The organism is Geotalea uraniireducens, assembly GCF_027943965.1.
Taxonomy (GTDB): Bacteria; Desulfobacterota; Desulfuromonadia; order Geobacterales; family Geobacteraceae; genus Geobacter; species Geobacter uraniireducens.
This window is the reverse complement of record NZ_AP027151.1, coordinates 3077830-3090737: the sequence shown is the minus strand read 5'-3', so window position 1 is coordinate 3090737 and position 12908 is coordinate 3077830. Positions and strand designations below refer to the sequence as shown.

Sequence of the window (12908 nt, the reverse complement as noted above, 5' to 3'; positions counted from 1 at the left end):
TTAGTCCTCCTTTACTTGAGTTCTTCCACCAGCTCGCGGGTGAGCCGGTCGAAATCTTTGTTGGCCACGTGGGCGTAGTACATGGCGATCCCCCAGGAGACGAAGAACTGGGAGAGAGCGAAGAGGTAGCCGAAATTGATCCTGCCGAAGATCTTGATCTTGAAGAGCCCCGGTGCGAAGGCGGCCCCGATCGGGAGGAGGAAGTAGAAGACGGTGGAAAAGACCCACCAGCCGACCAGGAATGTTGTTTTCTTGCGGTGCAGTTCGACGAATTTGGGGTTCTTGGCGATCGCCGACCAGTCATATTGTTTTTCTGCCATGATCATTACTCCTTTCTTCGAGTGGATTGCAGAGTCGGAAGCGGCGTCCCGCTTCGTGCTGCAGAGTGAAATGTGTCTGCCGTTTACCTCCTTTCCTCAATATGGTGTCTTCGGCTACCTGGCATAACCAAACTTTGCCGAGAGTAGTTCCGCTCCTTCCTGCAACGACGGGATGATCTCGTTTTCCAGCCGATCTGTCAGCATTCTGAACGAGGGGCCGAGCAGGGTAATGGCGCCGACCACCTTGCCGGCGTAATCGCGGACGGCGACCGCCACGCTGATGATTCCTTCGCCCAGCCCGCCGGAGTCGACGGCGACCCCCTGCTTTCTGATCTGATCGAGTTCGCTTTCTAGTTGCTGCAGGTCGGGAAGCCCCTCTTTCCGCTTCTTTTTCTTGAACAGCCGCTCCAGCAGATCACGCGATTCGAGAGCCTTGATCACTTTCCCGGCGGCATTGGTGAAAAACGGGAAGCGTTGCCCGACCAGCGGCGCGGCCTTGATGTGCTGCTCGCAATCGACCATGTCGAGGAAAACCACCTCGTCCCCCTTGATGACCGTCATGTAGACCGCTTCATCGTGCTTGCGCGCCAGACCTTCCATAACCGGATGGGCATGCTTGATCAGGCTGGCGGTGCGGAGGATCTTCTGGGAAAGCTCCAGGGCGGTCAGCCCGAGCCGGAAGCAGCCGCTCGATTCCTCCCGTTCCACCATCCCGCGGCTTTCCAGGGTTGAAAGGAGGCGGAAGGCCTTGTTCCGATTGATGCCCATTTTCTGCGCCAGCTGGGAAATGGAGTACTCCGCGGTGCCGTCGGCGAGCAGCTCGATGATTTCGAGCGCCATTTCCACGGTCTGTACTGAATATGATGATTTCCTGTCATGGATCATGTCAGACCTCTCAACACGGTGATGCGACCTTATACGGATCAAGGTCTTTGTCGAATCGTGGCGATGAAGGTCCCTGTTCACCGGTTCCGGTGCAGCGCGTTATCCGCGCAGCCTTTGGCGCCGTGACCTTGTTCAGGCGCGGCAGCCGGCCGGGCTACGGAGCGGCGTTGTTGCCGGACGGGAAGAGGAGCGGCTTAGCCAAGGCTGACAGGAGGTGCTCGTGCGGGAAGTTGTGAGGTGAGAATTAGTGAGGTCGCGGCCGGGTGAGTATCCGCAATGATGTATGTGGCTGCGAAAGAAGTGTTGGCGGTTTCGGTGACGGGCGGCAGGGCGCTGACGATGGTCTGGTTCAGGCCGACTGCCTTGTGGACCTGCTTGGCAACGGTTTCCACTACTGCGCGCGGGCGTTGTTTCGGCGTGCTCCCCCCCTGGATGTACGGGTTTCTGGCTCCCAGGACTACCAGGAAGAACGACACGATCATGATTGTCAGTCTGAGATAACGCCCGGCCATTTCCTGTTCCTTCCCATGAGGGTACCAGTGCGGGAGAGCTGTATAAAATAGTTGTTGAAATTTGCTGTTGCTTTCTCGATTAGATTACGATGTATGGCGGAAATATAACAGCTTTTGATTGAATTGCAAGAAATATTTTTATAAAAATATAAATACAAATAAAAACAAATAGTTAAACATATAATAGCTGTCTATATAGTAGGTGTGTTTGCGGTTGCACAAAGCTACATAATCCGGCGTTTTATAATGCTTTTGACAGGGTTGATAAAAATGGTTTGCAGAAGGTGGGCGAGAGGGCGGAGCTGGCGAGTGGCTGGCACGAAAAAAGGGGGAAAGGTTAACCCTTTCCCCCCGACCTGCATTGCAATGCTTCTGACCGGCTAGTGATCGACGGCCTTGGCAATCCCGATACCGGTATTCTGGCGGACGTAGATTTCGTCGAACATCTCCTCGGAACGCCGGCTCGGGAAGGCCAGGCAGCCGATGATGGCGGCGAGGAAGCCGAGCGGGATGGAGAGGATGCCGGGGTTCTTCAGCGGGAAGAGCGGCGCGTCGAGGCCGAGCATCGATTTGCCGTCCTTGTTGGCCGCATAGTCGGCCTTGGCCTTGGCCAGATCCTTCATCTCCTTGTCGGTAAGCGAACCGCCTTCCGCCTGTTTCTTCTCCAGGACGGTCACGGTCTTCTGGGCGTCGGCGGCGACCTTCTTCGGATAGGTCATGTTCGGCGAGACCATCACCAGGGCGATCGAAGCGACGGTGCCGACCACCAGACCGGAGATGACGCCGGCGGTGTTGAACTTCTTCCAGAAGAGCGACATGACGACGACCGGCAGGTTGCCGGAGGAGGCGACGGCGAAGGCCAGCGCCACCAGGTGGGCGACGTTGGACTTCTCGGCGGCGATCCCGATCATGATGCCGGCGGCACCGACGCAGAGCGAGGTAACGCGGGCGGCCATGACCTGCTCGTGCTGGTCGGCGTGGCCGTCCTTGATGACGTTGACGTAGATGTCGTGGGCGATGGCCGCGGAGGCCGCCAGCACCAGGCCGGAGACGACGGCGAGGATGGTGGCGAAGGCGACGGCGCAGAGGAAGGCGAGGAGCAGGTCGCCGAGGAACGGCGAAACGTCGCCGCCCAGCTGCTGGGCCAGCATCATGGCCGCCATGTTGCCGCCTTTACCGACCTTGCTGATTTCCTGCGGGGTGACGTGCAGTGCGGCGCCGAAGCCGAGCAGGGTCGTCAGGATGTAGAAAAAGCCGATGATGAACATGGCGACGATGACGGACTTGCGGGCGGCCTGGGCGGTCGGGACGGTGAAGAAGCGCATCAGGATGTGGGGCATGCCGGCGGTGCCGAGCACCAGGGCCATCCCGAGGGAGATCTGGTCAAGGGGCTGCTTGAGGAAGAGGCCCGGCTCCAGGAAGCGCTGGCCGTAATCGAAGCCCGGGACCGGCAGCGGGTCTTTCAGGACCACCTTCTGGACGTGTTCGATGATGTTCGGGCTGGTGGCGATGTCGTTGAAGAAGCGCAACGGGCTGAAGCCGGACTTGGCGGCGACCAGCACCGAAAGGAGGAACGCGCCGGTCATCAGCAGGCCGGCCTTGATGATCTGGACCCAGGTGGTAGCGGTCATGCCGCCGAAGACGACGTAGCCGACCATCAGGATGCCGACGCCGATGATGGCGGTCTTGTAGGGGATGCCGATCAAGAGCTGCATCAGCTTGCCGGCCCCGACCATCTGGGCGGTCAGGTAGAAAGTGGAGACGGTAACCGTCGACAGGGCGGCGACGGCGCGGACCGGTTTCGGCTCGGTGCGGAAGGAGAGGATGTCGCCGAGGGTGTACTTGCCGGCGTTGCGGCACGGTTCGGCGACGATCAGCAGCACCGTGATGTAGGCGACCAGCCAGCCGACCGAGTACATGAAGCCGTCATAGCCGTAGAGGGCGATCAGACCGGAAATACCGAGGAAGGAGGCGGCCGACATGTAGTCGCCGGCGATCGCCCAGCCGTTCTGGGTGCCGGTGATGCCGCCGCCGGCGGTGTAGAAGTCGGCGGCCGACTTGGTCCGCTTGGCCGACCAGACGACGACCATCATCGTCACGCCGATAATGATCAGGAAGATCGGGATGGTGACGACCGGGTTGGCCTTGAAGCTCTTCTTCTGCTCAGGGGCCGTGGTGGCGGCCTTGGCGGTCATGGGGGCGGCGGGGACGGCCGGGGCAGCCTGGGTGGCGGCGGGGGCGGTCATTGCCGGCGCCGCGGCGGTGCCGGTCGCCTGCTTGGCCGGCTCGGCGGCGAAGGCGAAAGAGCCCAGGGAGAGGGCTAAGGTCAGAGCGGTGATCAGTTTTCTCATGTTAGTCCTCCTTTACTTGAGTTCTTCCACCAGCTCGCGGGTGAGCCGGTCGAAATCTTTGTTGGCCACGTGGGCGTAGTACATGGCGATCCCCCAGGAGACGAAGAACTGGGAGAGAGCGAAGAGGTAGCCGAAATTGATCCTGCCGAAGATCTTGATCTTGAAGAGCCCCGGTGCGAAGGCGGCCCCGATCGGGAGGAGGAAGTAGAAGACGGTGGAAAAGACCCACCAGCCGACCAGGAATGTTGTTTTCTTGCGGTGCAGTTCGACGAATTTGGGGTTCTTGGCGATCGCCGACCAGTCATATTGTTTTTCTGCCATGATCATTACTCCTTTCTTCGTAAAATGAAGCCGGTGATGGGCGGCGTCCCGCCCGTTGGTCCTGCATGGTTTCTGTTGTCTCACCCCTTTCTGTGGTCGTTCACTGTTGATGCGTCGGTCAGTGTTTGGCGTAACCGAATTTCATGGAGAGTATTTCCGCCCCTTCCATGAGGGAGGGGATAATCTCGTTTTCCAGGCGCGAGGTGATCATCCTGAATGATGGGCCGAGCATGGTCAGGGCGCCGACCACCTTGCCGGCGTAATCGCGGACCGCCACCGCCACTGTGACGATACCGTCGCCCAGACCGCCGAAGTCGACGGCGAATCCCCGTTCGCGGGTCGCCCGTAGCTCGGTCTGCAGGGCGGCCGGGTCGGGAATGCCCAGGTTCCGGTGCCGCTTCGGGGAGAGTTTGTCGAGAAAGTCGGCCGACTCGAGGGCCTTGATGGCTTTGCCGGCGGCGTTGGTAAAGAAGGGGAAGCGCTTGCCGACGAGCGGTGCGGTCTTGACCACCTGTTCGCAGTCGACCATGTCGACGAAGAGGATTTCGTCTCCTTTGAGGACCGTGATGTAGACCGCCTCGTCATGCTTGCGGGCCAACCGTTCCATAACCGGGTGGGCGTGCTTGATGATGCTGGTGCTGTTGAGCAGCCGCTGGGCCAGTTCCACCGACGAAATGCCCAGCCGGTAAATGCCCGAGGCCTCGTCGCGTTCGACGAGGCCCTTGCTTTCGAGGGTCGCCAGCAGGCGAAAAGCCTTGTTGCGGCTTAAGGAGAGCCGTTCGGCCAGGTAGGGGAGTGTGGCGGGGCGTCCCTCCTCGGTGAGGGCCTCAAGAATATCCAGGGCCTTTTCAACGGTCTGTACCGCGTATGAGCTCTTTTCCCTGGTCATGATCTCCACCGTATCCATTGTTGTTGAGCTGCTGTTTTATAAACAATGTTATATTATAGTTATCCATCTAACACGCTGTTTTATTATAGTCAAGAAAATATTTTTAATAGTTTGTGTAGCAACTAAAAAATGTGAATTATCAATTTGTTATAAGTGTACAGTGCTGTGCGTTTGTGTAAAGAATGGCCGTAAAATTTAATTATAAATAGGTTTAAAAACGGCGGATATGTAGAGGGTAAAAGGAGTGTATGTTGAGTTTTTAAATACTGAGGTTGATTGCGGTGCGCAAGACGGAAAAATGGCGAGGGCGTGGCAGGGTGGAATGCGGCGGGATAGGGGGGTTAGCGGAACCGGATGGCGATTCCCTTGGCCTTGATTTCGGTGGTGGGGAAAAAGAGGTAGTAGCTTTTCTCGGCGTGGATCTCCGGCAGGATGACCGCGTCCGCGCCCATTTTGGCGGCTTCGCTGGCAAGTGCGTCGTTGGCCCAGTCGTCGGCTTCGTCCTGCAGGTCGTCGAGGTGGCCGAGCCGTTCCCGACTGACTTCGACGGTGCCGACTTTGACGTAGGGGCGGAAAAGCTCGTCCTGGGCGAGAATCGGCGGCAGTTGTCCGCTGGGGGTGGGGGTGAGGCCGGCGCAGGCGGCAAGGAGCAGCAGCAGGCAGGCGGAGCAGAGGATGGTGCGGAGCGTGGAGAAGCGTTTGAAGAGCTGCATGCGGGTACCTCGAAAGGTGGCGTCGTTGCCGTGGAATTGGCTGCAGGCATCTATTTTACATGAACTTTCGCCCTTTACAAGCCCGTTTTTCCCATGCTAGTATCAGCAAATTTTCAGGCAGGGAACGCACGTGACGAGAAGGAGTAGGGGGAATGTCGGGACATAATAAATGGAGTACCATCAAGCACAAGAAGGGGGCCGCCGACGCCAAGCGGGGGAAGGTCTTCACCAAGCTGATCAAGGAAATCACCGTAGCTGCCAAGATCGGCGGCGGTGACCCGAACGGCAACCCGCGGCTCCGCACCGCCGTCGACAAGGCGAAGGCGGAGAACATGCCCAAGGACAATATTGACCGGGCGATCAAGAAGGGGACCGGCGAACTGGATGGGGTCAGTTACGAGGAGATCACCTACGAAGGGTACGGTCCCGGCGGCGTCGCCGTTCTGGTCGAATGCATGACCGATAACCGCAACCGGACCGTCTCCGAAGTCCGCAGCGTCTTCACCAAGTGCAACGGCAACATGGGCGAGACCGGCTGCGTTTCCTGGATGTTCGACAAAAAAGGCCTGATCGTTTTCGCCAAGTCGGTCGATTTCGAGAAGCTCTTCGAAACGGCTCTCGAAGCCGGCGCCGAGGATGTCACCGACGAAGAGGAACAGTACGAGGTCCTGACCGATCCCTCCTCCTTCATCGAGGTGCGCGAGGCGCTGGCGGCGGCCGGCTTTGCCAATGAGTCGGCGGAGATCACCATGCTGCCCCAGACCATGGTCAAACTGGAAGGGAAAAACGCCGAGAACATGCTCAAGCTGATGGACCGCCTGGAAGACAATGACGATGTCCAGAACGTCTACGCGAACTTCGATATTTCCATGGAAGAGATGGAAAAGCTGATGTAGAAAGGCCCCTGACGGGTCGAGGTGTCTGGAGGGGCGGGTCCGTGACCCGCCCTTCCGAGTTTCGGAGAGCATATGAGAGTCCTCGGCATCGATCCCGGATCGCGCATTACCGGTTACGGCATCATCGACAAGACCGGCAACCGGCTCCACCACGTGGACAATGGGGCGATCTTCACCGACAGCAGCCGGGATTTCGCTGCCCGGCTGCAGAAGATCTACCAGGGGCTGGCGGAGGTCATCGCTACCTACCACCCCGACGCGATGGCGGTGGAACAGGTCTTTCTCGCCAACAACGCCCAGAGCGCCCTCAAGCTCGGCCAGGCCCGCGGTGCGGCCCTTGTCGCCGGGGTCAACAGCGGGCTGCCGGTGTTCGAATATACCGCCCTGCAGGTGAAGCAGGCGGTGGTCGGCCACGGCCGGGCCGCCAAGGAGCAGGTCCAGCAGATGGTCAAGGCCCTCCTCAATCTGCCCGAGATCGCCCAGGCGGACGCTTCGGACGCCCTGGCGGTGGCGGTCTGCCATGCCAATTCCGCCGGCATGAACCGCATCCTGCGGAGTGCGAAATGATTGCCCTGCTGACCGGGCGGCTCGCCCACAAATCCCCCGATTTCATTATCCTCGATGTCGGTGGCGTCGGCTACCGGGTACAGATCCCCTTCTCGACCTACTACGAGCTGCCCGACGAGGGGGGCGCCGTGGCGCTGCATATCTATACCCACGTCAAGGAAGATGCCATCAATCTGTACGGGTTCCGGACGATGGGCGAGAAGGAATTTTTCCAGCTGCTCATTTCGGTGTCGGGGATCGGCCCGAAACTGGCCCGGGACATTCTCTCCAACATCCAGCCCGACGAACTCGCCCGCGCTCTCGTCCAGGGGGACCTGGCCCGGCTGTCGGCCATCCCGGGGATCGGCAGGAAGACCTCCGAGCGGCTGGTGCTGGAACTGAAGGAGAAGGCGCGGAAAATGGACGTCGTCGCCGCTTCGGCCCGGGAAGCGGCCGCCGCGCCGCCGGCGATAGAGGTCACCGACGATGTCGCCTCGGCGCTCGTCAACCTCGGCTACAAGGAAGCGGTGGTGCGGAAGACGCTGGCGGAGCTGGAGATCGCTCCGGACGCTTCGACCGAGACGGTGCTCCGCCTGGCGCTAAAGGTACTGATGAAATGATCGGGACGCGGCCCGCACTGCCGCGACGGAAAAGACCATGACGACCCGGACGATTACCCCGGACAAAACCGAAGACGACCTGTTCGAATCGACCCTGCGCCCCGGCTCGCTTGACGACTACATCGGCCAGGAAAAGGCCAAGGGGAACCTGCGGGTCTTCATCGACGCGGCCCGGCAGCGGAGCGAGGCCCTCGATCACGTGCTCCTCTACGGCCCGCCGGGGTTGGGGAAGACCACCCTCGCCAACATCATCGCCAGCGAGATGGGGGTGAACATCAAGTCCACCTCCGGGCCGGTCATTGAGCGGCCCGGCGACCTGGCGGCGATCCTCACCAATCTCGAACCCCACGACGTGCTCTTCATCGACGAAATCCACCGCCTTTCCCACGTGGTGGAGGAGATCCTCTATCCGGCGATGGAGGACTTCCAGCTCGACATCATCATCGGCCAGGGGCCGAGCGCCCGCACCATCAAGCTCGATCTCCCCCGTTTCACCCTGGTTGGCGCCACCACCCGGGCGGGACTCCTCTCTTCGCCACTGCGCGACCGCTTCGGGGTCATCTCCCGGCTCGAATTCTATACCGACGAGGAACTGGCGGTGATCGTCACCCGCTCGGCCCGGATTCTCGGCATCGGCATCGAGCCCGAGGGGGGGCGGGAGCTGGCCCGGCGGAGCCGCGGCACGCCGCGGATCGCCAACCGGCTGCTCCGGCGGGTGCGCGACTTTGCCCAGGTGCGGGCCGACGGGGTGATTACCGCCCAGGTGGTTGACGACGCCTTGGCGCTGCTCGAAATCGACGCGATGGGCTTCGACCAGATGGACCGCACCATCATGCTGACGATCATCGACAAGTTCGGCGGCGGACCGGTCGGCCTCGACACCATCGCTGCCGCCATCGGCGAGGAACGGGACACCATCGAAGACGTCTACGAGCCCTTCCTGATCCAGCACGGCTTCATCAACCGGACCCCCCGCGGCCGGGTCGCCACCCGGCTTGCCTTCCGGCATTTCGGCCGGGTCCCGCCGGATGTGGGGCAGGGGAGCCTCTTCTGAGCATGCAGCTGATCTTCGACTTTCCGGTTACCCCCCGCTACAGCCTGGACAATTTCGTCGTCTGCAGCGGCAACGCCACCGCTTTTCAGTTCGTCCGGCGCCTCACTGACCCCAGCGGTACCGAAGGGCTTCTCTATCTCTACGGCCCGCCGGGGGCCGGCAAGACCCACCTCTTGATGGCCTGCGGGACGATTTTCAGCGAACGGGCCGGCCTGACCACCGTCCCCTGCATCTCGTTCAAGGATGTCGACGAAATTTACGGTGGCGAGTATCCGGCCGAGGAGCTGCCGAAACTGGCCGCCCGGTTCCGCGACGCCCCGGCGCTCCTGGTGGACGACATCCACCTGATTCCCGACCAGCAGAGCGTCCGGATCGAGCTGTGGCAGCTGTTCAACGATTTCCATCAGGCGGGGCGGCCGATCGCCGTTACCGGCCTGCAGCCGCCCAAGGAGCTGCCCCACCTGGACGGTCACCTGATTTCCCGTCTCCTCTGGGGGCTGGTGGCCCGACTCGATATCTCCGACGACGACTCCCGCCGGCTGATCATGAAAAAACTGGCCGACGACCGGCAGATCCTTCTCCCCGCCGAGGTGATCGACTACCTGCTGCTCCACGTCCGGCGCGACGTGCCGTCGCTCGTGGCGGCACTCGACAGCATCGAGCGGTTCGCCCTCGCCAGCAAGCGACGCATTTCCCTCCGGCTGGCCCGCGAGGCGCTGGCGTTAACGAATCCGCTCGGCTGACCGCCTTACCCGTCACTGTTGCCATCCCCGACAAGGACTGTCGAATTCTCTTACAAAATCAATGGGTTTGTCGACGTTCCGCTCCGGGTTCGCCAATGGTTACGGATTGTTACAATATGGCACAATCCTTGATATCACATGGGGGTGGAAGTATATCACTGTCACGGAGGGGGCTTCCGATGAAAAAGTTCCTGGCAGCTCTCATGCTCGCGTTCGCCGGTGCGACACCGGTCCTGGCAGTGCCATTGCTGCAGATCGGCGCGCCGGCTGGCGCTGGCGACAGCGGCCTCTATGCCGACTACCGGACGATCGGTGCCGATGAGGAGACGGCCTTCACGACCGGCAGTCACCTGCTGGTAGCCGGCATCTACCCCGATGACGCCGGCGGCAAGACATACCTGAATCTCGGCGGCCGGTTCGCCGGCGGTAGCGACTGGGGGGCGGTCGATTCGCAGTACTCCATCCTGAACGGGATGGGCGCCGTGCTGGTCGTGACCGTCCCTGTTTCGACCAACGGCGATATCAGGATCAAGACGGGCGATTCTTCACTGTTTGCGGCGGCCGGCGCCTCGTCGACGAACAACCTTTTCGCCAATCAGCACGCACCGCTCAACGGCGATGTCAAGTACCTCTACTTTGACATCGGCAATTTTGCCCGACTGCTCTCCGTACCGAACCTGGACGAGGAGGGGAATGCCGCTGACCCCGACCCGGGCGGGAAACTGGGCGAGATCAAGGATATCTATCTCGACCTTACCGGCTATGACGGGACGTGGGTTCACTTCGACGTGATGGCGCTCCTGACCAGCGACAAGCGGTCGGAAATCATCACCGGCGACGTCAGCAATCCCAATTCCCACGACGTTACGGTGGGGAACGGCGGCGAGCCGGTTCCCGAACCGGGGACGCTGTTCCTGCTGGGGACGGGACTGCTGGTGGTCGGGCTGTACCGGCGGAAAATGCGTTCCCGTTGAGCGGGAGCGGCGGTTGGCGATGAAAGGGGGGGTGGCCACGGTCACCCCCTTTGTCGTTGCGCATTCAGCCGGGCAGTGCCGTCGTCGCGACCGGCCGCGCCGGAAGGGCTTGCAGTGGCCCTGTCCCTTGGTATACCATGCAGCTGATACCATTCCGCCCGTAAGCCAGGATTCGTCGCATGAATGTTTTGCTCCACATCTGTTGCGCCCCGTGCGCCATCTATCCGGTCAACGAGCTGCGCGCCGGCGGCCACGAGGTGACCGGCTTCTTTTTCAACCACAACATCCATCCCTATCAGGAGTATGTCCGCCGCCGCGATACGGTGCGCGAATACGGCGAGCGGACGGGACTGCCGCTGGTCTGGCGGGATGAATACCGTCTCGACGAATTCCTCGGCGCGGTGGCCGACCGGCCGGCCGGGCGCTGCAGCTACTGCTACGCTTCCCGGCTCGAAGCGGTTGCCGCGGCGGCCGCGGCGCTCGGCTTTCCTGCGTTCAGCTCCTCACTCCTCTACAGCCGTTACCAGAAACACGACGAAATCCGCGCGCTCGCCGAACAGGCCGCCGTCCGCCATGGCGTCGTCTTTCTCTATGACGATTACCGCCGCGGCTGGCAGGAGGGGATCCGCCTGTCGAAGGAACTGGGCCTCTATCGCCAGCAATACTGCGGCTGCATCTACAGTGAACGGGACCGCTACGCGCCCCGGGAGGAGGGGGGCCGATGACCGGACTCGGCAAAGCGCTCATTGTCTTCGGCCTGCTCATTACCGCGGTCGGCGTCCTGCTGACCTTCGCCGGGCGAATCCCCTGGCTCGGCCGGCTCCCCGGCGACATCTACATCAAGCGGGACAACTTTACCTTCTATTTCCCCCTGGCGACGAGCATCATCCTGTCGGTCGTCATTTCCCTGATCCTCTGGCTGCTCCGAAAGTAGCGACCGGTTCCCGCCGGTTAAAATTCTTCAAGTTTTGCCCCGTAACTGCCGATGAAACTACCGTGGCAGTTCACTCACCCCTGCGGAGGTCCCCGTGGCGATCAACAGCATGAATGCGGTTTTGCTCGAGGTTATCGAGTGGTTCGACGAGAGCGGCCAGGAACTGGTTCACCGGATTCCCCCCACCGGTTCGGCGGAGATCAAGTTCGGTTCCCAACTGGTGGTCCGGGAGAGCCAGCGGGCGGTCTTTTTCAAAAGCGGCCAGGCTGCCGACGTGTTCGCCGCCGGGCGCCACACCCTCACCAGCGCCAACCTGCCGATCCTCACCAAGCTCCTGGCCCTTCCCTGGGGCTTTACCTCCCCCTTCCGCTGCGAGATCTGCTTCGTCGGGATGCAGACCATCACCGACCTCCGCTGGGGGACCAAGGAGCCGGTGCCGTTCAATGACAGCCGGTTCGGGATGGTGCGGCTGCGCGCCTTCGGTGCCTACACCTTCCGGGTGGTGGAGCCGGTGCGGCTGATCAACAGCCTGGTCGGCACCCGGGGACTCTTCACCACCGGCGAACTGGAGGATTTCTTTCGCGACATCATCGTTGCCCGGCTCAATGACCTGCTCGGCGAAGCGGGAGGAACGGTCCTCGATCTGCCGGCCCGCTACGACGAGCTTTCCGCCGAGCTGAAGAAACGGCTGGTCGCCGATTTCGGCATCTACGGCATCGAGTTGGCCAACCTCTACGTCAACGCCATCACCCCGCCCCCCGAGGTGCAGAAGCATATCGACGAGCGGAGCGCCATGGAGGCGGTCGGCGACGTGGACCGCTACCTCCGCTTCAAGGCGGCTCACAGCCTGGAAGCGGCTGCCACGGCCGGCGGCGGGGAGGGGGGGGGCGGCGAAGCGGGGCAGGGGTTCGGCCTCGGTGTCGGCGCTGGCCTCGGGATGATGATCCCGGGGATGATTGCGGCGGCAGGGAAAACGGCGCCGTCCGCCGGCAACTGTGCCGCCTGCAGCGCGCCGCTGCCGGTCGATGCCCGGTTCTGTCCCCGCTGCGGCGTGGCGCTGGCCGCCCGCTTCTGCGCCGAGTGCGGCAAGCCGTTGCCGGCGGAGGCCCGCTTCTGCCCGGGGTGCGGCAAGCCGTCCGGAGCCTAGCCC

The 12908-nt window shown here is 61.7% G+C and carries 16 protein-coding genes; 9 read left to right on the top strand and 7 right to left on the bottom strand.

Going from position 1 to position 12908, the window contains the following annotated elements; all coding sequences use genetic code 11:
• Positions 1–11: 11 nt before the first annotated feature.
• The 7 genes from QMN23_RS14400 to QMN23_RS14370 all read right to left on the bottom strand — a co-directional run bounded on the left by QMN23_RS14400 (position 12) and on the right by QMN23_RS14370 (position 5991).
• Complete coding sequence (locus tag QMN23_RS14400; protein WP_282000025.1) at positions 12–320, bottom strand: DUF485 domain-containing protein; 309 nt, start codon at positions 318–320, stop codon at positions 12–14.
• Between the two features lie 114 nt (positions 321–434).
• On the bottom strand, positions 435–1202 hold the full coding sequence (locus QMN23_RS14395) for an IclR family transcriptional regulator (RefSeq protein ID WP_282003910.1): 768 nt from the start codon (positions 1200–1202) through the stop codon (positions 435–437).
• A gap of 197 nt (positions 1203–1399) precedes the next feature.
• Entirely contained in the window at positions 1400–1717 is a 318-nt protein-coding gene (locus QMN23_RS14390) for a hypothetical protein (RefSeq protein WP_282000027.1), read from the bottom strand.
• 380 nt (positions 1718–2097) lie between these two features.
• Positions 2098–4068, bottom strand: a complete 1971-nt coding sequence (locus QMN23_RS14385; RefSeq protein WP_282000026.1) for a solute symporter family protein — start codon at positions 4066–4068, stop codon at positions 2098–2100.
• A gap of 12 nt (positions 4069–4080) precedes the next feature.
• Complete coding sequence (locus tag QMN23_RS14380) at positions 4081–4389, bottom strand: DUF485 domain-containing protein (protein WP_282000025.1); 309 nt, start codon at positions 4387–4389, stop codon at positions 4081–4083.
• A 118-nt stretch (positions 4390–4507) separates the two neighbouring features.
• The gene (locus QMN23_RS14375; RefSeq protein ID WP_282000024.1) at positions 4508–5278 is read right to left on the bottom strand and encodes an IclR family transcriptional regulator; all 771 of its coding nucleotides are present in this window, start codon (positions 5276–5278) and stop codon (positions 4508–4510) included.
• Positions 5279–5619: 341 nt separating this feature from the next.
• Entirely contained in the window at positions 5620–5991 is a 372-nt protein-coding gene (locus tag QMN23_RS14370; RefSeq protein WP_282000023.1) for a hypothetical protein, read from the bottom strand.
• Between the two features lie 152 nt (positions 5992–6143).
• On the opposite strand from QMN23_RS14370, the gene QMN23_RS14365 reads away from it, so the two are divergent.
• From QMN23_RS14365 to QMN23_RS14325, 9 genes are all read left to right on the top strand, one after another.
• Positions 6144–6887: a YebC/PmpR family DNA-binding transcriptional regulator gene (locus QMN23_RS14365; protein WP_282000022.1), complete on the top strand. Its 744-nt coding sequence runs from the start codon at positions 6144–6146 to the stop codon at positions 6885–6887.
• A gap of 72 nt (positions 6888–6959) precedes the next feature.
• Positions 6960–7454 carry a crossover junction endodeoxyribonuclease RuvC gene (gene ruvC, locus QMN23_RS14360; protein WP_282000021.1) on the top strand — a complete coding sequence of 165 codons (495 nt, stop codon included), beginning with the start codon at positions 6960–6962 and terminating at the stop codon, positions 7452–7454.
• Positions 7451–8053, top strand: coding sequence for a Holliday junction branch migration protein RuvA (ruvA, locus tag QMN23_RS14355; protein WP_282000020.1), 603 nt, complete (start codon positions 7451–7453; stop codon positions 8051–8053). The genes ruvC and ruvA overlap by 4 nt, the downstream gene beginning before the upstream one ends.
• Positions 8054–8090: 37 nt before the next feature.
• On the top strand, positions 8091–9107 hold the full coding sequence (ruvB, locus tag QMN23_RS14350) for a Holliday junction branch migration DNA helicase RuvB (protein WP_282000019.1): 1017 nt from the start codon (positions 8091–8093) through the stop codon (positions 9105–9107).
• 2 nt (positions 9108–9109) lie between these two features.
• Positions 9110–9850: a DnaA/Hda family protein gene (locus QMN23_RS14345; RefSeq protein ID WP_282000018.1), complete on the top strand. Its 741-nt coding sequence runs from the start codon at positions 9110–9112 to the stop codon at positions 9848–9850.
• 179 nt (positions 9851–10029) lie between these two features.
• Entirely contained in the window at positions 10030–10824 is a 795-nt protein-coding gene (locus QMN23_RS14340; RefSeq protein ID WP_282000017.1) for a choice-of-anchor N protein, read from the top strand.
• 179 nt (positions 10825–11003) lie between these two features.
• Positions 11004–11549, top strand: coding sequence for an epoxyqueuosine reductase QueH (locus QMN23_RS14335; protein WP_282000016.1), 546 nt, complete (start codon positions 11004–11006; stop codon positions 11547–11549).
• On the top strand, positions 11546–11758 hold the full coding sequence (locus QMN23_RS14330; RefSeq protein WP_282000015.1) for a DUF2905 domain-containing protein: 213 nt from the start codon (positions 11546–11548) through the stop codon (positions 11756–11758). The genes QMN23_RS14335 and QMN23_RS14330 overlap by 4 nt, the downstream gene beginning before the upstream one ends.
• Before the next feature lie 94 nt (positions 11759–11852).
• On the top strand, positions 11853–12905 hold the full coding sequence (locus tag QMN23_RS14325) for an SPFH domain-containing protein (RefSeq protein ID WP_282000014.1): 1053 nt from the start codon (positions 11853–11855) through the stop codon (positions 12903–12905).
• Positions 12906–12908: the final 3 nt, after the last annotated feature.

Coding starts and splice junctions, on each gene's coding strand:
- QMN23_RS14400 (WP_282000025.1), bottom strand. CDS start 320: ATGGCAGAAAAACAATATGACTGGTCGGCGATCGCCAAGAACCCCAAA.
- QMN23_RS14390 (WP_282000027.1), bottom strand. CDS start 1,717: ATGGCCGGGCGTTATCTCAGACTGACAATCATGATCGTGTCGTTCTTC.
- QMN23_RS14385 (WP_282000026.1), bottom strand. CDS start 4,068: ATGAGAAAACTGATCACCGCTCTGACCTTAGCCCTCTCCCTGGGCTCT.
- QMN23_RS14380 (WP_282000025.1), bottom strand. CDS start 4,389: ATGGCAGAAAAACAATATGACTGGTCGGCGATCGCCAAGAACCCCAAA.
- QMN23_RS14375 (WP_282000024.1), bottom strand. CDS start 5,278: ATGACCAGGGAAAAGAGCTCATACGCGGTACAGACCGTTGAAAAGGCC.
- QMN23_RS14370 (WP_282000023.1), bottom strand. CDS start 5,991: ATGCAGCTCTTCAAACGCTTCTCCACGCTCCGCACCATCCTCTGCTCC.
- QMN23_RS14365 (WP_282000022.1), top strand. CDS start 6,144: ATGTCGGGACATAATAAATGGAGTACCATCAAGCACAAGAAGGGGGCC.
- ruvC (WP_282000021.1), top strand. CDS start 6,960: ATGAGAGTCCTCGGCATCGATCCCGGATCGCGCATTACCGGTTACGGC.
- ruvA (WP_282000020.1), top strand. CDS start 7,451: ATGATTGCCCTGCTGACCGGGCGGCTCGCCCACAAATCCCCCGATTTC.
- ruvB (WP_282000019.1), top strand. CDS start 8,091: ATGACGACCCGGACGATTACCCCGGACAAAACCGAAGACGACCTGTTC.
- QMN23_RS14345 (WP_282000018.1), top strand. CDS start 9,110: ATGCAGCTGATCTTCGACTTTCCGGTTACCCCCCGCTACAGCCTGGAC.
- QMN23_RS14340 (WP_282000017.1), top strand. CDS start 10,030: ATGAAAAAGTTCCTGGCAGCTCTCATGCTCGCGTTCGCCGGTGCGACA.
- QMN23_RS14335 (WP_282000016.1), top strand. CDS start 11,004: ATGAATGTTTTGCTCCACATCTGTTGCGCCCCGTGCGCCATCTATCCG.
- QMN23_RS14330 (WP_282000015.1), top strand. CDS start 11,546: ATGACCGGACTCGGCAAAGCGCTCATTGTCTTCGGCCTGCTCATTACC.